Annotated in this window: 14 protein-coding genes; 10 read left to right on the plus strand and 4 right to left on the minus strand. The window is 69.2% G+C overall.

Features of this window, described 5'->3' with window-relative positions:
* Positions 1-7: 7 nt before the first annotated feature.
* The 10 genes from M8R19_RS11800 (at position 8) to M8R19_RS11845 (ending at position 11,766) form a co-directional block, all read left to right on the plus strand.
* Positions 8-622: an LPS-assembly lipoprotein LptE gene (locus tag M8R19_RS11800; protein ID WP_009617331.1), complete on the plus strand. Its 615-nt coding sequence runs from the start codon at positions 8-10 to the stop codon at positions 620-622.
* A 39-nt stretch (positions 623-661) separates the two neighbouring features.
* Entirely contained in the window at positions 662-1,699 is a 1,038-nt protein-coding gene (gene holA, locus M8R19_RS11805; protein WP_009617330.1) for a DNA polymerase III subunit delta, read from the plus strand.
* A gap of 386 nt (positions 1,700-2,085) precedes the next feature.
* The gene (gene capB, locus M8R19_RS11810; RefSeq protein WP_283939458.1) at positions 2,086-3,822 is read left to right on the plus strand and encodes a caprolactamase subunit beta; all 1,737 of its coding nucleotides are present in this window, start codon (positions 2,086-2,088) and stop codon (positions 3,820-3,822) included.
* Between the two features lie 10 nt (positions 3,823-3,832).
* Positions 3,833-5,914: a caprolactamase subunit alpha gene (capA, locus tag M8R19_RS11815; RefSeq protein WP_249917879.1), complete on the plus strand. Its 2,082-nt coding sequence runs from the start codon at positions 3,833-3,835 to the stop codon at positions 5,912-5,914.
* Positions 5,915-6,019: 105 nt separating this feature from the next.
* Entirely contained in the window at positions 6,020-6,976 is a 957-nt protein-coding gene (locus M8R19_RS11820) for an AraC-like ligand-binding domain-containing protein (protein WP_249917880.1), read from the plus strand.
* 82 nt (positions 6,977-7,058) lie between these two features.
* Positions 7,059-7,211, plus strand: a complete 153-nt coding sequence (gene arfA, locus M8R19_RS11825) for an alternative ribosome rescue factor ArfA (protein ID WP_043313745.1) — start codon at positions 7,059-7,061, stop codon at positions 7,209-7,211.
* Positions 7,212-7,443: 232 nt separating this feature from the next.
* Entirely contained in the window at positions 7,444-8,727 is a 1,284-nt protein-coding gene (locus tag M8R19_RS11830; protein WP_249917881.1) for a purine-cytosine permease family protein, read from the plus strand.
* 62 nt (positions 8,728-8,789) lie between these two features.
* Positions 8,790-9,959, plus strand: coding sequence for a porin family protein (locus M8R19_RS11835; RefSeq protein ID WP_488453604.1), 1,170 nt, complete (start codon positions 8,790-8,792; stop codon positions 9,957-9,959).
* A gap of 134 nt (positions 9,960-10,093) precedes the next feature.
* Complete coding sequence (locus M8R19_RS11840; protein ID WP_009617320.1) at positions 10,094-10,384, plus strand: hypothetical protein; 291 nt, start codon at positions 10,094-10,096, stop codon at positions 10,382-10,384.
* 77 nt (positions 10,385-10,461) lie between these two features.
* Entirely contained in the window at positions 10,462-11,766 is a 1,305-nt protein-coding gene (locus M8R19_RS11845) for a lytic murein transglycosylase (RefSeq protein WP_502943061.1), read from the plus strand.
* A gap of 43 nt (positions 11,767-11,809) precedes the next feature.
* On the opposite strand, the gene M8R19_RS11850 is transcribed toward M8R19_RS11845, so the two are convergent.
* The 4 genes from M8R19_RS11850 to M8R19_RS11865 all read right to left on the minus strand — a co-directional run bounded on the left by M8R19_RS11850 (position 11,810) and on the right by M8R19_RS11865 (position 17,655).
* Entirely contained in the window at positions 11,810-12,835 is a 1,026-nt protein-coding gene (locus M8R19_RS11850; RefSeq protein ID WP_249920170.1) for a fimbrial protein, read from the minus strand.
* Between the two features lie 243 nt (positions 12,836-13,078).
* Positions 13,079-14,065: a fimbrial protein gene (locus M8R19_RS11855; protein WP_249917883.1), complete on the minus strand. Its 987-nt coding sequence runs from the start codon at positions 14,063-14,065 to the stop codon at positions 13,079-13,081.
* A gap of 8 nt (positions 14,066-14,073) precedes the next feature.
* A complete protein-coding gene (locus M8R19_RS11860) occupies positions 14,074-15,072 on the minus strand; it encodes a fimbrial protein (RefSeq protein WP_249917884.1) in 999 nt (332 codons plus the stop codon).
* Between the two features lie 33 nt (positions 15,073-15,105).
* Positions 15,106-17,655, minus strand: a complete 2,550-nt coding sequence (locus M8R19_RS11865; RefSeq protein ID WP_249917885.1) for a fimbria/pilus outer membrane usher protein — start codon at positions 17,653-17,655, stop codon at positions 15,106-15,108.
* Positions 17,656-17,660 lie beyond the last annotated feature (5 nt).

Genomic DNA, 17,660 nt, shown 5'->3' on the forward strand with positions numbered 1-17,660 from the left:
AAGCTTGATGAAACGTATCCTGACCGGCATCGCGCTGATCGGCCTGACCACCGTGCTGGCCGCCTGCGGTTTCCACCTGCGCGGCCTGGGCGATACGAACTTCGCGCTCAAGGAAGTCGACCTGAGCGCGCGCAACGCCTATGGCGACACCGTCAAGGACCTGCAGCGCCTGCTGGAGAACAGCGGCGTGAAAGTGACCAAGGGCGCGCCCTACCACCTGTTCCTCGCCCGCGAGGCCGAGACCCAGCGCACCGCCAGCTACAGCAGCTCGGCGCGCAGTGCCGAGTACGAGCTGACCACCACGGTCGACTACGAAGTGCGCGGCGCCGACAACCTGCTGCTGATGACCGACAAGGTCGAAGTGCAGAAGGTCTACCTGCACGACGAGAACAACCTGATCGGCTCCGACCAGGAAGCCGCCCAGCTGCGCAAGGAAATGCGCCGCGACCTGGTGCAGCAGCTTTCCCTGCGCCTGCAGATGCTCACCCCGGCCCGCCTGGAATACCTGCAGCAGCAGGCCGAAGCCAAGGCCAAGGCCGAAGCCGACGCGCTCAAGGCCGCGGACGAGGCGGCCAGGCAGCAGCCGCAGCAGTCGCCGATCGAACTGCCGAAGGCGCAGTAAGAGGACCAGGGGGCCGGCCATGCCGGCCCCAGTACTTTCATGAAGCTCAATCCCGCCCAACTCGCCAAGCACCTGCAGGGCAGCCTGGCCCCCGTCTACGTGGTCAGCGGCGACGAACCGCTGCTCTGCCAGGAAGCCTGCGACGCCATCCGCGCCGCCTGCCGCCAGCGTGATTTCAGCGAACGCCAGGTGTTCAACGCCGAAGCCAACTTCGACTGGGGCCTGCTGCTGGAAGCCGGCGCCAGCCTCTCGCTGTTCGCCGAGAAGCGCCTGCTGGAGCTGCGCCTGCCCTCCGGCAAGCCCGGCGACAAGGGCGCCGCCGCCCTCCAGGAATACCTGCAGCGTCCGCCGGAAGACACGGTGCTGCTGGTCACCCTGCCCAAGCTCGACGGCGCCACCCAGAAGACCAAGTGGGCCAAGGCTCTGATCGACGGCGAGGCCGCGCAGTTCATCCAGATCTGGCCGGTGGACGTGCACCAGCTGCCGCAGTGGATCCGCCAGCGCCTGTCCCAGGCCGGCCTCGCCGCCAGCCAGGACGCGGTGGACCTGATCGCCGCGCGGGTGGAAGGCAACCTGCTGGCCGCCGCGCAGGAGATCGAGAAACTCAAGCTGCTGGCCGACGGCAACCAGCTCGACGCCGCCACCGTGCAGGCGGCGGTGGCCGACAGCGCGCGCTTCGACGTGTTCGGCCTGATCGACGCGGCCCTGGCCGGCGAAGCCGCGCACAGCCTGCGCATGCTCGAAGGCCTGCGCGGCGAGGGCGTGGAGCCGCCGGTGATCCTCTGGGCCCTGGCCCGGGAAATCCGCCAGTTGGCCGGCATCGCCCAGCAGTTCGGCCAGGGCGTGCCCCTGGACAAGGCCTTCGCCCAATGCCGCCCGCCGGTGTGGGACAAACGCCGCCCCCTGCTCACCCGCGCCCTGCAGCGCCACAGCGGCAACCGCTGGAACCAGCTGCTGCAGGACGCCCAACTGATCGACGCCCAGATCAAGGGCCAGGCCCAGGGCGACGCCTGGAACGGCCTGGCACGCCTGGCGCTGCTGCTGGCCGGCCAGCGCCTGCCGTTGCCGCCGGGCTGATCCCCCTGCCGTCTCCCTGCGCGCGAATCGCGGATAAATCCGCTCCTACAGACCCAGGTGATGGGTATCGCTTCGCTCAACCCATCCTACGGGGTGTCGGGTTTGCCGGAGCCGTAGGAGCGGACCTTGTCCGCGATGGCCGGACGTCCCGGCGCGATTCGCGGATGAGATCCGCTCCTACGCTGCTCCACCCGCGCCATTCCCATGTAGGAGCGCGCCCTGCGCGCGAATCGCGGGCAGGGCCCGCTCCTACAGATTGATGCCGGAAAGCCCCCGTTCGGCACCTGTGCACTGCACGACAAGAACCACTGCGCTCCCGCGCAATACGCCCGGCCGGCGCCTCCCTATCGTCGCCCCATCGACCCGCCGATAAGGAGAACAAAGCGATGCCGGCCGATCCGATTACCCTGGCCGTGGTGCGCGGCGCGCTGGAAATGACCCAGCGCGAGATGACCCTGACGCTGGAAAAAACCAGCCGTTCCAGCGTCTTCAACCTCGCCCACGACTATTCCAACGCGCTCTTCGACCACCACTCGGAAATGATCCTGCAGGGCCAGGACATCCCCATCCACCTGGGCTCGCTGATCCCGGCGATGAAAGCCGTGTCCGGCTACTTCGGCGACGACATCGCCGAAGGCGACGTGATCTACCACAACGACCCCACCTACGCCGGCAGCCACATCATCGACTGCTGCATGTACAAGCCGGTGTTCTACCAGGGCGAGCTGGTGTTCTGGACCGTGTGCAAGGGCCACCTCACCGACATCGGCGGTCCGGTGCCGGCCGGCTACAACCCCGATGCCAAGGAAATCTACGCCGAAGGCCTGCGCATCCCGCCGGTGAAGCTGTGGGACAAGGGCCGCCGCCGCGAGGACGTGATCAACCTGCTGCTCACCAACATGCGCGCCCGGCGCAACCAGGAAGGCGACCTCAACGCCCAGTACGGCGCCTGCCGCGTCGGCGAGCGCAACCTGATCGCCCTGCTCGACAAGTACGGCGTGGCCACGGTGCACGAGTGCATCGCCGAGCTGAAGGACATGGCCGACCGACAGATGCGCGAGCTGATCCGCTCGGTGCCCGACGGCAGCTACACCGGCCACGCGGTGCTGGAGGACTCCGGCCACGGCCTGGGCGAACTGGCCATCAGCGCCACCGTCACCATCAAGGACGACAACTGCCACATCGCCGTGCAGAGCCCGCCGCAGGTGCCCTACTTCATCAACTCCTACGCCGGCAACTCGATGTCGGGCATCTACCTCGGGCTGATGATGTTCGCCCAGGTGCCGCCGCCCTATAACGCCGGGCTGTACCGCTGCGTGACCGTGGACCTGGGGCCGAAAGGCACCCTGTGCAACGCCGAGGAACCGGCGCCCCACGTCAACTGCACCACCACGCCCATGGAAACCCTCACCGACGCCGTGCGCCAGGCCTTCGAGCAGGCCGCGCCGGAACGCGTCACCGCCTCCTGGGGGCACACCAGCGGGGTGAACATCGCCGGCGTCGACCCGCGCACCGGCGAGGAATACGTGACCATGGTGCTGGCCTCGATCATCTCCGGCGCCGGCGCCACCTCGGAACTGGACGGCTGGCACGCCTGCGGCCCGCTGTGCTGCTTCGGCGCGCTCTACTCCGGGGACATCGAGCTGCTGGAGTACAGCTACCCGATCCTCATCCACCGCTACGGCCTGATGGCCGACAGCGCCGGCGCCGGCCAGCTGCGCGGCGGCTCGGGCACCTGCCTGGAAGTGGAGCCGCTGGACCACGAGATGACCGTGATCTCCTTCGGCGAAGGCCGCCAGCGCACCACCATGGGCGCCGCCGGCGCGGCCAACGGCCTGGACGCGCCCAAGCTGGGCGGCGTGGAGATCGTCCGCGCCGGCGAGCACGAGAAGCACACCCGCAACGTCATGACCGTGCTCAAGCCCGGCGAACGCCTGGTCAACCGCACGCCGGGTGGCGGCGGCTACGGCCAGGCCTTCCGCCGCCTGCCCGAGGCGGTCGCCCGCGACGTGCGCGACGGCCTGGTCTCGCCGCAGGGCGCCGAACTCGACTACGGCGTGGTGCTGAACCCCGCCGGCGAAGTCGATCAAGCTGCCACCGCCCAACGCCGCCAAACCGCCTGAGGAAACCGACATGCACAGCCAATACCGCCTCGGTGTCGACGCCGGCGGCACCTTCACCGACTTCATCCTGGCCGAGCGCGAAGGCCGCGTTCACCTGTTCAAGGCCCTTTCCACCCCGCAGGACGGCACCCTGGCCATCGCCGACGGCCTGCGCCAGATCAGCCAGGCGCTGGGCCGCCCGGTGGAAGAGGTCGTCGCCAACTGCGACCTCTGCATCAACGGCACCACCGTAGCGCTCAATGCGCTGATCGAACTCAAGGGCGTGAAAGTCGGCCTGCTGGCCAGCGCCGGCCACGAGGACAGCATCGAGATCCGCCTGGGCCACAAGGAAGAAGGCTACCGCTACGACCCCGACTACCCGCCGGCGCCGCAACTGGCCCCGCGCTTCCTGCGCCGTCCGGTGCGCGGGCGCATCCTCGCCGACGGCCGCGAGCACGCGCCGCTGAACGAGGACGACGTGCGCGAGGCCGCACGGCTGTTCGCCGAGCAGGGCGTGGAGGCGGTCGCCGTATCCTTCCTCTGGTCGGTGCGCAACCCGGCCCACGAGCAGCGCGCCGTGGCCATCCTGCGCGAGATGCTGCCGGGGGTGTTCGTCTGCAGCGGCACCGAGGTGTTCCCGCAGATCCGCGAATACACCCGCACCTCCACCACCCTGGTCAACGCCTACCTGAGCCCGGTGATGGCGCGCTACGTGGCGAAGATCGACGACTACTTCCGCCAGCTCGGCGCGCAGCGCCCGGTGCGCTACTTCCAGTCCAACGGCGGCCTGGCCACCGGCGAGCACATGCGCGGCCGCGCGGTGAACGCGATCAACTCCGGCCCGGCCTCGGCGCCCCAGGCCGGGCTGTTCGTGGCCCAGCCGTTCGGCATCCGCAACGTCATCACCGTGGACATGGGCGGCACTTCCTTCGACATCACCCTGACCCGCGAAGGCAAGACCAACCTCAGCCGCGACGCCGACTTCCTGCGCCAGCGCATCGGCGTGCCGATGATCCAGGTCGAGACCCTCGGCGCCGGCGGCGGCTCCATCGCCCACATCAACCCCTACGGCATGCTCGAAGTCGGTCCGCAGAGCGCCGGCTCCAGCCCCGGTCCGGTGGCCTACGGCCAGGGCGGCGAGCAGCCGACGGTGACCGACGCCAACCTCGCCCTGGGCTACCTCAACCCCGAGGCGCGCCTGGGCGGGCGCATCAGCCTGGACCGCGAGGCGGCGCTGGCGGCCATCCGCGGGAAGATCGCCGAGCCCCTGGGCATGGACGTGGACAAGGCGGCCTGGGGCATCCACGCCATCGTCAACGCCAACATGGTCAACGGCATCCGCCGCGTGTCCATCGAGCGCGGCTACGACCCGCGCGACTTCGCCCTGATCGGCGCCGGCGGCGCGGCGGGCGTGCACATGACCGCGCTGGCCGAGGACATGGGCATCGACACCGTGCTGATCCCCAAGGTCGCCTCCGGCCTGTGCGCGCTCGGGCAGATCCTCTCCGACGTGAAGCACAACTACCTGGCCACCTACCCCATCCTCGCCCGCGAGGACGCCGACCTGGCCGGCCTGGAAGCGGCCTTCGCCGAACTGGAGCAGCAGGGCCGCGCCACCCTGCGCGGCGACGGCTTCCGCGACGAGGACATCGCCGTGGTGCGCAGCCTGGAGATGCGCTACGTCGGGCAGATCCACGAATGCACGGTGGAAATCGGCGACCTGCAGGTCAACGCCGACACCCTGCCGGCCATAGTCGAAGCCTTCCACCGCCGCCACGAGGCGCTCTACACCTACGCCGAGGCGGACAACCCGGTGGAGATCGTCAACCTGGAAAGCCAGGTGATCGGCCGCGTCTCGCGCCCGCCCTTCCCCAGCCTGGCGGCCAGCGACGGCCATGCCCAGCGGGCCCTGGCCGGCAGCCGGCCGATGCTTTTCGGCGAGGACGGCATCCGCACCGACACGCCGGTGTACCAGGGCGCCCTGCTGCTGGCCGGCGACCGCCTGCACGGCCCGGCAGTGATCGAGGAAGCCACCACCAACATCCTCATCCGCCCCGGCTGGGTCGTCGAGCTGCACGAGTCCGGCTGCTACCGCCTGACGCGCCAGCGCTGAGCCGGGAGCGCCGGGCCTCCCGCGGAGGTCCGGCGCCCCTGCGCCTGGCAAGGCACAAGAGCTGCATGGATATTCCACCCCGAATACGCTGCAACCGCCGCCGCCATGACCAAGCAAGCCTGCTTCGACACCACCGATATCGCCAGCGAGCGGCGCCAGGACTACTGGAAGCGCTGCGTCAGCGACACCTATTTCCCGCTGGAACTGGACTACATGGCGGGCGAGCGCTTCCAGGGCCGGCTGGAGCTGTTCAGCCTGGGCGACCTGAGCCTGTCCTACCTCGACTCCTCGCCCCTGCGCTACCGTCGCCAGAACCACCATCTCGGCCAGAGCGAGGACGAGTCGTTTCTGCTCTCCCTGCCCCTGCGCAGCTGTTTCGAATTTACCCAGCGCGGCCGCCGCACCGTCTGCCAGCCCGGCAGCTTCGTGCTGGAACGCAGCGGCGAACCCTATGAATTCCTCTACGCCCAGAGCAACGCCCTGTGGGTGCTGAAGCTGCCCGAACGCACCCTGCGCCGCCACGTCGCCACGCCCGACCAGCGTTGCGCGCTGAATTTCGACGCCACCCGCGGCGCCGGCGCGCTGTTCGCCGACTACCTGGCCCTCAGCGCGCGCCGCCTGGGCGAGCTCGAACCCGGCGATGGGCAACGCCTGAGCCGCCAACTGCTCGAACTGCTGGGCATGGCCCTGGAGCGCCAGCACCCCGGCGAAAGCCAGTCCAGCGCCGTCGCCGCGGCCCACCTGCGCCGCGTCGAGCAGCACATCCACCGCCACCTCGACGACAGCACCCTGAACCCCGCCGGCATCGCCCAGGCCTGCGGCATTTCGGTGCGCTACCTGCACCGGCTGTTCCAGGGCAGCGGCCGCAGCGTGCAGGAGTGGGTCCGCGAACTGCGCCTGCAGGCCTGCCACGATGCCCTGCTGGCCATGCCGCCACCGCCGTCCATCGGCGAGCTGGCCTACCGCTGGGGCTTCGCCGACCAGGCCCACTTCAACCGCGCCTTCAAGGCCCGCTACGGCATCGCGCCCGGCGAGCTGCGCAGGGCTGCGCGGGTCAACTGACCTGCGGCCTGGACATCCCCGGAGAAAGCGCCGATGATGCCGTCGCCCGCAATGGGCGGGCGTTCATCCCGAGGAGAAGACCATGGCGAAGAAAGCCAAGCGGCCGAACAAGGCCAAGTCCCTGGTAGCCCAACCGCTGTTCCGCAGCCGCCAGGAAAAACCGCAGAAAGGCAAAGGCAGCTACCGCCGCGAAGCCTCCCACAACTGGGAGGCTTCGTTCTTTCTGGCAGCCTGAAAATCCCCGCGAAAGCCCCCTCCCGCAACCGCCCGCATCATCCCCCCTCCCAACGATCCCCCCGCCCTGAACCCGCTTGCGCTGGCCGACAAAACTTCCTGCGCTGTCGGCAAATACCTGGCGAAGCCGTTCCCCTAATGTCGTGCGACCGCTCATTTCAACAACAACAAAGGGGACGGTCATGGCAGGAGCAATCTCGAATTCGGCTTCATCCACGGAACTCGCCGCGGGAGTGATTCCCGAGGCCCAGCGGCTCGGCCGCGGCTCGCTGACGATGGCCTGGTGGGGCATCTGCAGCGCGATGTTCTACCTGGTGGTCGCCGCGGCGCTGGCAATGGGCTACGGCACCCTCAACGCACTCATCGGCCTGTTGCTGTCGGTGCTCAGCTACGGGGCGATCAATGCGGTCATCAGCCGCTATGCCATCGCCAGCGGGCTATCGGTGGCGCTGTTCTCCCAGGTGCTGTTCGGCAAGGCCGGCGCGGCCCTGGCCACGCTGATCTTCTGCGCCACGGCGGTCTACTACAGCGTGTTCGAGGGCTCGGTGATGGCCGTGGCGCTGCAGCACAGCTTTCCCGCGCTGGGCACGCACGCCTCGGCGCTGGTGGTAGTGGTCTACAGCGTGCTGATGATCTTCGGCAACGCCATGCGCCGGCTGGACAAGCTCAACGGCGTGCTGCTGCCGCTCTACCTCATCGGCCTGTTCGCCCTGGTCGGCATGAGCATCGCCGAATACGGCTACTCCACTGCCTGGCTGGAGCTGGCACCGCCCGGCGGCCCGGTGGCGCACGGCTGGTGGAACTGCTTCACCTACTTCATGGGCGTCTGGGTGCTGATGATGTACACCTGGGACTACGCCCGCTACGGCCGCCCAGAGGATAGCGACTACCACGCGCGGGTGAACTTCGGCATTCCCTTCTACATGGTCACCTTCCTGCTCAACGGCACGGTCGGCATCTTCCTCGCCGCGACCATCCCCAGCGACGGCGGCCTGAGCGAGGTCTCGGTGGTCCTGGCGATCCTCAAGCTGATGGGGCTGGGCGGCCTGCTGTTCGTCTGGATCACCCAGACGCGCATCAACACCGGCAACTTCTTCCTCGCCGCGACCAACATGCAGGCCTTCTTCGGCCGCCTGGGCCTGCGCCGGGTGCCCTACGCGGCCTGGGCGCTGCTGACCGGGACGCTGGTCTACCTGCTGATGCTGCTGGACGTCTTCGGCTACATCCTCCAGGCGCTGTCCTACCAGAGCATCTTCATCGTCTCCTGGGTGGCGATCGCCCTCGCGGAAATACGCAGGACGCGCAGCCAGCCGGGCCGCCATCCCGCGCAACTGCCCGCCTTCAACGCCCGCGGCCTGCTGACCTGGTTCCTTTCCGCCGCAGTGGGCATCGCCCTGCTCGGCCACGCCGAGCTGTCCACCTTCTCCGCGCCGGCTTCCTTCTGCCTGGCCTTCCTCGGCTACCTCTGGGCGCCCTCCCTCACCCGCCGCCCACTGGCCGAAAGCGACATCGGCTGACCCCGAGCGGCCCGGCGCCGCTCGCTCCCGACAACAAGAACCGACAAACACTGGAGCACTCCATGCTGCACCTGCATCTGCGGCTCATCGCCTGCCTTTTGCCGCTGGCCCTGCTGGCCACCGGCGCGCACGCGGTATCCATCACCGACGATCTCGACCTCGGCGGCGCCCTGCGCGGCCGCCTGGACTACGACCCGGACCGGGATATCTCCAAGTTCAGCTTCGACACCTTCTTCCTCACCGCCGACTACCATTCCGACACCTGGATAGCCGCGGCCAAGTACCGCTTCTATGGCGACGCCTATCCCTACGAATACACCGACCGGGTCGGCGACATCGCCTTCGCCGAGTACGCCTGGGTCGGCTACAAATTCTCCGCGCAACGCCAGGTGCAGGTCGGCCAGACGCCCATCCCCTTCGGCCTGCTGCCGTATTTCGGCAGCACCTTCTTCGAAACCCTGGGCAACGTGATCGGCCTGGAAGACACCCAGGACATCGGCGTGAAATACCTGCAGAACAGCGCCGGCTGGGACCTGCAGGCCGCCTACTACCCCATCCCGGCGGAACAGGGGCGCGGCACCAGCCGCGGCGGGCGCACCTACGGCACCAGCGTGGCGACGGCCGACGACTACGTGGTCGACGGCAGCGACAACCACGAGCGCAACATCCTGGTCGGCCGGCTGGCCCGCAAGTTCGAAGGCGGCGGCTGGAACTCGGAAGTCGGCGCCTCCGTCCTGAGCTCGACCCTGGACAACCGGGACACCGACGACAACGGCAGCCGCTACGCCTTCGCCCTGCACTACAGCGGCAAGCGCGGCCCCTGGGGCATACAGGCGCAGGCCACGCGCCAGCAGATGAATGCGAAGAACCCGGGCAGCGACAGGCTGGTCAGCTTCGGCAGCTTCGACGGCACCTTCAACGTCGCGGCCAAGGGCAACCTCTACGTCGCCGACCTCAGCTACGACATCCCCGGCCGCTACGGCTGGCTCTCCGGCATCAAGGTCTATGGCAACTACAGCCTGTTCGACAAGGACGAAAGCGCCTTCAGCGACTCCCAGCGCCTGATCCTCGGCAGCTCCTTCAGCCTCGGCCCGCTGTGGATAGCCCTGGAATGGCTGCACGGCAGGAACGATCCGTACATCGGCGGCAGCGACTACACCCAGAGCCTGGGCGCCGGCGGCACCGGCCACTGGGAAAACCAGCTGTACAGCAATATCGGCTACTACTTCTGAGGCCCGACCCAAGCGCCGGGGGAGCGCGGAGGCTTCCCCGCCGCGAAGGGATCCTGAGCCCGTGGCCAAGATCGATGGAACTCCGGCCCCCCGTGCGCCCTCCATGGAATAGGCACAACACCCGGAGAAGCACGATGAACACCAGGACACTCGCCGCCGGCCTGGTGCTGGCCCTGCTGCCCATGGCCGGCTCGGCCTGGGCCTTCTGTTCCGACCAGCAGGCCCTGGCCAAGGGCCGCCAGGTCGCGGACAAGGTCGCCGCTATCACCCAGCGCGACCCGGAAACCGCCAAGCGCCTCAACGCCCAGCTCGCCGCCATGAAGAAGAGCCGTTCCAGCAAGGAGCGCCCGGACGACTGCGCGGCCTACGACCAGATGCTCAAGGAACTGGACCAGAGTGCCGCCAAGGCCAAGCCCGCCCCCTGAACCTGCAACAACCTGTCATCGCGGCGCCCGGCCCGGCGGCAGACGCTCCGCCGTCCGCGTGCTAAGGTGGCCGCTGCCTGAAGAACCCGCCGAGGAGCGCAATGCGCACACCCGCTTCACCCTTCCGCCTGTTCCCCCTCTGCCTGACCCTTCTCAGTGCCTGCGTGCTCTCCGCCTGCGCCGACGCGCCGGCGGCGAATTCGCAGCCGTCCACGGCCACCGTGCTGCTTGACGCCGATGGCCAGCCGTTGCCGTCCATCAGCTTCGAGACCTGGCGCGACGGCTTCCGCCAGCAGGCCCTGGCCGCCGGCATCAGCGCGCAGACCTTCGACCAGGCCTTCGCCGGCCTCGAGCCCGACCCGGCGGTGGTCACCGCCGACCGCAGCCAGCCGGAGTTCACCCGGCCGGTGTGGGAATACCTGGCCGGCGCCGTGTCGCCGACGCGCATCCGCAATGGCCAGGGCAAGCTGACGCAGAACGCCGCGGTGCTGCAGCGCATCGACAGCCGCTACGCGGTGGATGCCGAGGCCGTGGTGGCGATCTGGGGCATGGAAAGCAACTTCGGCAACAACATGGGCGAGCGCAACGTGATCCGCTCCCTGGCCACCCTGGCCTACGAAGGGCGCCGCCCGGAGTACGCCCACGGCCAGTTGCTGAGCGCCCTGCGGATCATCCAGCACGGCGACGTGCCGGCCACCGACATGGTCGGTTCCTGGGCCGGCGCCATGGGCCAGACGCAGTTCATCCCCACCACCTACGACCAGTACGCGGTGGACTTCGACGGCGACGGCCGCCGCGACATCTGGCGCTCCGCCGACGACGCCCTAGCCTCCACCGCCAATTACCTCCAGTCCTCCGGCTGGAAGCCCGGCCAGAGCTGGGGCTTCGAAGTGCGCCTGGCCCAGGGCTTCGACTACGCCCAGGCCGACATGAGCATCCGCAAGCCGATCAGCGAGTGGCTGCGCCTGGGCGTGCAGCCGGTGGGCGGGCGCCTGCCGGGCAACCCCCAGGCCACGGCCTCGCTGTTGCTGCCGGCCGGCTACCGCGGCCCGGCGTTCCTGGTGCTGGACAACTTCCGCGCCATCCTCAGGTACAACAATTCCACCAACTACGCCCTGGCCGTCGGGCTGCTGTCGGACAGCTTCAAGGGCCTGGGCCGCATCGAGGCCGGCTGGCCGGTGGAAGACCGCCCGCTGAGCCGCAGCGAGCGCATCGCCCTGCAGCAGGGCCTGGCCGCCCGCGGCTACCAGCCGGGCAACCCGGACGGCATCATCGGCGCCAACACCCGCACGGCCATCCGCGCCTACCAGCAGAGCCAGGGCCTGCCGGCCGACGGCTACCCCACCCCGGCGCTGCTGGCACGCCTGCAGCAAGGCGACTGAAAGGTCCCGTGCGGGCCGGCAATGCCGGCCCGCACCGACCGCCTCATTCGTAGAACAGCGTGAACATCGCCGAAGCCCGCACCGCGCCGCCGCTGATGCGGTTGGAAGTCTTGTAGTACCTGGCCACCAACGGGATCGACAGCGGCAGATTGGAGCCCGAGACGTTCGCCTGGGTCAGGCGGGTGGACAGCGGCAGCACCGTGGAACTGGACGTGTCGCCCTGGAACAGCTGGATGCCGACGCCCGCCGCGTAGTCCGCGCCCTTCGCATTGTCGATGACGTTGGCGACGGTCGCGGCGTTCAGCGGATCGATCCTGTAACTGACCTTCATGCTGCCGCTGCACAGCAGGCCGATATTGAACGGGGCGGCCTTGCTGTCGTCGGCCATCACCCCGATGCTCGGCGGGAAGTCGGTGACCGTCACCTGGGGCATCCGCACGCGCACGTCGGTGCCCGAGGTGATCTGGCAGGCGGGCGAACTGACGATGGTCTGCCCCGACAGGGTCAGCTGGGAGACCTCGATGGCGTTGTAGAACACCTGTGACAGGCCACCGATCCGTATCACTCCGGGGCTGACGTCGCCGGTCTTCACCAGATACACGATGAAGTGCGTGAAAGGATCGTAGGTGCCGGCCCGGTAGCTCCAGTTCAGCGCCGAGACTTCCGACCAGGTGCGGTTGTCGGTCACCCCGAGCGGAAACGGATCGGACGCGCAGGAAGACTGGCCCACGTTGCACCAGAACACCGCGATGCCGATACCGGGAACGTTCGTGGCATGGACCGCAGGATTGCTGGTGGGCTGGCCGATGTCGCTGGTCAGGCGGCCGCTGATACGTCCCGCCGAACAGCGGTTGAGCATGCCGGTGGCCCCCCATTTCCAACCCGAACGCCAGAGCACCGCGCCTACCGGTTTATCCCGCGGAACCGACAGCGTGGCAGGTAGAGGCCAATCGACTTTGCCGGGGCCGGCATACCCCGAGCCACCGTTGCTCCAGTAGCAGTCGGCCAGGGCCGGCGCCGACGACAGCAGCGCCAGGCCCGAGGCGATCGACAACCCCAGGGATTTCATGAGCAATGACAAGGATCCGACACGCAAGCATTTCCGTGACACTTTTCGTCCTCCATCCAGTGGCAGACGAACGGTGCCCGGAACCTCCGCACACGACTCCCCCGCTCCGTGGCAATATGCCCCGGCTCGGCGGCAGGCGCCTGCCGGGTCGGACCATGATCGTGGGGCCGCCGCCCTGGCTCAACGGCCCGTCCGCGCAAATGCAAACGGGTTCCGCCGCCAGGGCTCAGGATGTCGAATGCGTCACTCGTAGATCATGCTGAAGGTCGCAGCGGTGTTGAGGGCGCCGGGCGTGACCCGCGCGCCGGTCTGGTAGTAGCGGGCGAACAGCGAGATACGCTGCGCGCCGCCCTGGGTCCAGCCCTCGAACACCGTCATCCGCAGCGGCAGCACCACGCTCTTGCCGCCAAGCTCGCGGAACAGCTGGATACCGACGTTGCGCGCCAGGCCGTCGCCCTGCCGGTTGGCCAGGACGTCGGGGAAGTTGCTGGGGTACAGCGGATCGATGCGGTAGCTCAGGCGGATGTCCGGATCGCACTCCATGCGCAGGTCGAAGGGCCGCCCCAGCCAGGGGTCGGGCAACACGCCGCCCTCCTGGAAGGCATCCACCGGGACCGTCGGCAGGCGTATGGTCTGGGTGCTGCTGGCGGGGTCGAGCCGGCAGCCCCGGGCGGTCACCTTCAAGCGCCCGTGGATGCTCAGCTCGCCGACGTCCAGGTTGTCGTAGCGCACCGTCGCGGTGCCGAGGAAGTCGTGCACGCCCGAGGCGATCGGCCCGGTCTTGACCAGCAGCACCAGCCAGTTGTTCTCCGGATCGTAGTCCCAGGGCCCGACCTCCCAGTTCAGGCTGGTCACCGGCGGCGAGGGCTCGCAGCTGTTGCCCCGGTTGCACCAGTACACGGCGATGCCCACGCCCGGCACGTTGGTGGAATGCACGCCGCCGTTGTACCAGCCCGGCACCTCGAGCAGCGGGCCGATGTGTCCCGCCACCCGCCCAGACACCCTGCCCGAGGCGTTGCAGGCGATGCGCACGCCGGTGGCGCTCCGCCAGGCGCTGGAATACAGCATCCGGCCTGGCGCCAGGTCCTGGGGGAAGTCCAGGTCCGCCGGCAGCTCGACGTTGTAGACGGACTTCATATAGCCCGGCTTGAAACTGCATTTCGCCCAGGCCGCCGGTGCGGCGAGGCACAGCAGCAGGCACAGGGCACAACCCAGGGTTCTGTTGAACATGGGAGGCCTCACTCGTAGGTCAGGGTCAGCGTGGCCGAAGTGGTCACCAGCCCCGAGGTGACCTTCGGGGTGATCTGGTAGTACCTGGCCAGCAGCGGGATGCGCACCAGGCCGGCCGCGGTCGAGGGGGTGTGCAGCAGCTTGGTCATGATGGGCAGCGGTTGCGCGTCCTCGCCATCGCCGTGGAACAGCTGGATGCCGACGTTCCTGGCCATGTGCGGCCCCTCGCGGTTGGCCATGACGCCCACCGCCGCGGCCGACAGCGACAGCGGGTCGACCCGGTAGCTGAGGCGGATGCCGGCGTCGCACTGCAGGTTGATGTCGAAGCGCTTCTGCCAGGGCTCCGGCAATACCCCCGGGCCCTGGAAGGCATCCAGGGGCGCGGTGGGCATCTGCACCACCAGGTTGGGCGTGTCCAGCCGGCAGGTCGGCGCGCTGGTGCTCAGCGCGCCGTGGACGCTGAGCGTGGCGACGTCCAGGTCGAGGTAGCGCACCGTCGCCGTGCCGCTGAAACCGTGCAGCCCGGCCTGGAGCGGCCCGGTCTTCACCAGCCGCACCCACCAGTTGTTCCTGGGCGCATAGGTATCGGCAGGCACCCGCCAGTCCAGCTTCTGTACCAGCGACACGCTCCGATTCGGCACGGGAGGGTTGCCGCACTCGGAATCGTAGTTGCACCAGAACACCTGGATGCCCACGCCCGGAATCTCGGTGTCCAGCACCTCGCCACTGCCGAAGCCGGGAATGCCCTGCAGCGGCGCACCGAAGCCGCCGCCCAGCAGGCCCCGGGCGTGGCCGCTGCTGTCGCAGCGGATGGTCACGCCGGTCGCGCGCTGCCAGCCGCTGTCGAACAGCGCGGTGCCGACCGGCACGTCCCGCGGAACGGCCAGGACGTTATCGATGGGCACGCTGAAGACCGAAGTCATGTAGCCCGGCACGAAGGCGCAGGAGGCCCAGGCCGAAGGTGCGGCGAACAGCAGCAGGCAGAGCGGCAGGGTTGTTCTCAGCATGGGGACTCTCCGTGGGCGCCGGGCGCCCACCTGTCAGTTGGCGGATCGGCGGCAGAGCGCCTCGAGGCGGAAGAACGGCTGGCCTTCGGCCTTCGTTTCCGGCAGTTGGTAGGCGGCCCCGCACTGGCGGTCGGGGCTGGTTCCCCAGCGCACCAGCAGTTCGCCCTGCGCCTGCTCGGCGCGCAGGAACACGCGGCTGCCCTGCCCCACCAGGGTCAGGCTGGTGCCCTCGGCATCCAGCACCTCGGCGCCCACCGGCAGCTTGCCGCCGTCCTCGTCCCGCAGCGTCAGCAGCAGCGGCTGGCCGTTGCGCGTCGGGTACTTGAGCAGGGCCACCGAGCCGAAGCGCGGGGCCACCGTCTGCTCGGTCAGTTGCAGTTCGACGTCCTCGCCCAGGCCCTTGGGGTCCAGCCCCACGCGATTGCGCCGGTAGGGGGTGAGGCCGCTGGTGAAGGCGAAGCCGTTGCCGGCGACCTGCGCGCCGGTGCTGTTGACCAGGCCGGCGCCGCTGGCGCCGCGGGCCTCGACCAGTACCTTGGTCTCGCCCTGGTCGGGGCTGAAGTTGATGCCGCCGGCATGGGCCAGCAGGCTGCCGGACAGACCCACGCCCAGTTGCCGGTAGCCGTCGCCATCGCTGACGCTGGCCGACAGCGAGGCGGCCGAGGCGCGATACTGGGCGTTGGCGCCGCTGCTGGTGCTGCTGCCGCCGTCGTTGCGGCTGCGCGATGCATAGACGCCGTAGCTGAAGGCGCTGCGCTCGCCGAGGGAGCCGGACAGGCCGAGCTGGGCATCGCTGGCGCCGTTGTCGGTGCGGCTGTAGGAACTGCTCAGGTAGGGCGAGCTGGGCGCGCGGCCCAGGGGCAGCGACAGGCTGAGCATGTACTGGTTCTGGCTCTGCCCGGACTGCGAGCGGGTGCGGCTGGCCGACAGGTTCAGGCTGCCCCAGCGCCAGCCGTTGCTGTAGCCGGCCTGGTAGCTGAGGTCGCTGCCGGCGTCGACGTTCCAGTAGTTCTGCGCCGAGCCGCTGAGGTAGAAGCTGCCCCAGCCGTCCGCCAGGGGCTGGCTGATGTTGGCCTGCAGGCGGTTGCGCTGGCGGAAGCGCCCGGTGCCGCCGGAGCCGTCGCTCAGTTCGGCGAACTCGCCCAGCCCCAGGTAGCCTTCGCTGGAAAAGCGGTAGGCGGCGACCGCGAAGTTGGTGCGCGTCGACTCCACCAGCTTGCTGTAGCTCAGCCGGTAGCTCTCCCCGCTGGCATCGCCGCCCAGGCCGTGGACGGGGTCCAGGCCGGAGGCGCTGGAGCGGGTGACGTCGAAGGCGAAGGCGCCCACCGGCGTACTCAGCGCTACCCCGCCCTGCAGCGCCAGGTAGTTCTCGGCGACGATGCCGCCGGTATAGCCGGTCCACAGGTTCGACAGGCCGCGCTGGTAGGTGCCCTGGAGGAACTTAGGCGCGTCGTCCAGGCGCTCGTCGCGGTACTCGCCGGCGCTGAGGCTGTAGCGCGACACGCCCGGGCGCAGCAGTTGCGCCACGCTGGCGAAGGGCACGGTGAAGCGCCGTTCGCGGCCGTCGGCCTCGGTCACGGTGACTTCCAGGTCGCCGGCATAGCCGGTGCCGTAGAGCTCGTCGATGATGAAGGGGCCGGGCGCCACCGTGGTTTCGTAGAGGATGTTGCCGCCCTGGCGCACCGTGACCTTGGCGTTGGTCTCGGCGGTGCCGCGGATGGCCGGGGCGAAGCCGCGCTGCGAGTCGGGCAGCATGCGCTCGTCCGAGGCCAGCTGGACGCCGGTGAAGGGCACGCTGTCGAACAGGTCGGCGGGGGTGTAGTACTCGCCCAGGGTCAGCTGCGACTTCAGCGCGGTGATGTCGCGCTGGGCGTAGCTGCTGATGGCGTCGTACTCGGAAACGCCGTCGGAGCGGCTATAGCTGCCGTTGTGGCGCAGGCGCCAGTCGCCGAGGTTCACCCCGCTGTTGAGCCCGGCGTAGTACTGGCTGGAACTGCTGCCGCCGACGTCGCTGTGGTAGGCGTTGGCGTTGTAGTCGACGAAGGCCGCGGTGATGCCGCGGTCCCAGTCGCGCGGGTCGACGTGGTCGGCGCGGGTGCGGCGCAGGTAGGCCTGGGGAATGCTCAGCTCCAGGCGCATGTCGGCCAGGTCGGGCGTAACCCGGCTATCCGGGATCAGGCGCTGGAGGTCGATGCACGCCGGGTCGGCGGCCTGCAGCGCCTCGCGGGCCTCGGCCGGCAGGCGGTCGATGGCCAGCCCCAGCAGCGGCAGTTGCTCGCGCGCCCAGCACACGCGGGCGTCCTCGCGCACCTCGACGCGCTGCCGCCCCTGCCAGTTGTCGTTGAGGTACAGGTCCAGCGTGTAGCTGCCGGGCTGCACCGGGCTGCCCTGCTCGAAGCGCGTCAGGTCGACCGTCTGGCCCGGCGCGTTGCGCAGGAAGTCGGTGTCGAAGCGCACCGGCTGGTCGTCCGCCCAGCCGGCGAGGCTCGGCAGGCCGGCCAGGGCGGCGGCGAGCGAGCCCAGGGCGGCGGTGGTCCTGCGCCGCCCGCTCCAGCGCCGGATGAAGCCTGTGCAGGAGCCCATGCCGG

Source organism: Pseudomonas sp. R3.Fl (assembly GCF_023516765.1).
GTDB lineage: Bacteria > Pseudomonadota > Gammaproteobacteria > Pseudomonadales > Pseudomonadaceae > Pseudomonas > Pseudomonas citronellolis.

Excerpts from the sequence above, each read along its gene's own strand:
- M8R19_RS11800 (WP_009617331.1), top strand. The coding sequence starts at position 8 with ATGAAACGTATCCTGACCGGCATCGCGCTGATCGGCCTGACCACCGTG.
- holA (WP_009617330.1), top strand. The coding sequence starts at position 662 with ATGAAGCTCAATCCCGCCCAACTCGCCAAGCACCTGCAGGGCAGCCTG.
- capB (WP_283939458.1), top strand. The coding sequence starts at position 2,086 with ATGCCGGCCGATCCGATTACCCTGGCCGTGGTGCGCGGCGCGCTGGAA.
- capA (WP_249917879.1), top strand. The coding sequence starts at position 3,833 with ATGCACAGCCAATACCGCCTCGGTGTCGACGCCGGCGGCACCTTCACC.
- M8R19_RS11820 (WP_249917880.1), top strand. The coding sequence starts at position 6,020 with ATGACCAAGCAAGCCTGCTTCGACACCACCGATATCGCCAGCGAGCGG.
- arfA (WP_043313745.1), top strand. The coding sequence starts at position 7,059 with ATGGCGAAGAAAGCCAAGCGGCCGAACAAGGCCAAGTCCCTGGTAGCC.
- M8R19_RS11835 (WP_488453604.1), top strand. The coding sequence starts at position 8,790 with ATGCTGCACCTGCATCTGCGGCTCATCGCCTGCCTTTTGCCGCTGGCC.
- M8R19_RS11840 (WP_009617320.1), top strand. The coding sequence starts at position 10,094 with ATGAACACCAGGACACTCGCCGCCGGCCTGGTGCTGGCCCTGCTGCCC.
- M8R19_RS11850 (WP_249920170.1), bottom strand. The coding sequence starts at position 12,835 with ATGAAATCCCTGGGGTTGTCGATCGCCTCGGGCCTGGCGCTGCTGTCG.
- M8R19_RS11855 (WP_249917883.1), bottom strand. The coding sequence starts at position 14,065 with ATGTTCAACAGAACCCTGGGTTGTGCCCTGTGCCTGCTGCTGTGCCTC.
- M8R19_RS11860 (WP_249917884.1), bottom strand. The coding sequence starts at position 15,072 with ATGCTGAGAACAACCCTGCCGCTCTGCCTGCTGCTGTTCGCCGCACCT.
- M8R19_RS11865 (WP_249917885.1), bottom strand. The coding sequence starts at position 17,655 with ATGGGCTCCTGCACAGGCTTCATCCGGCGCTGGAGCGGGCGGCGCAGG.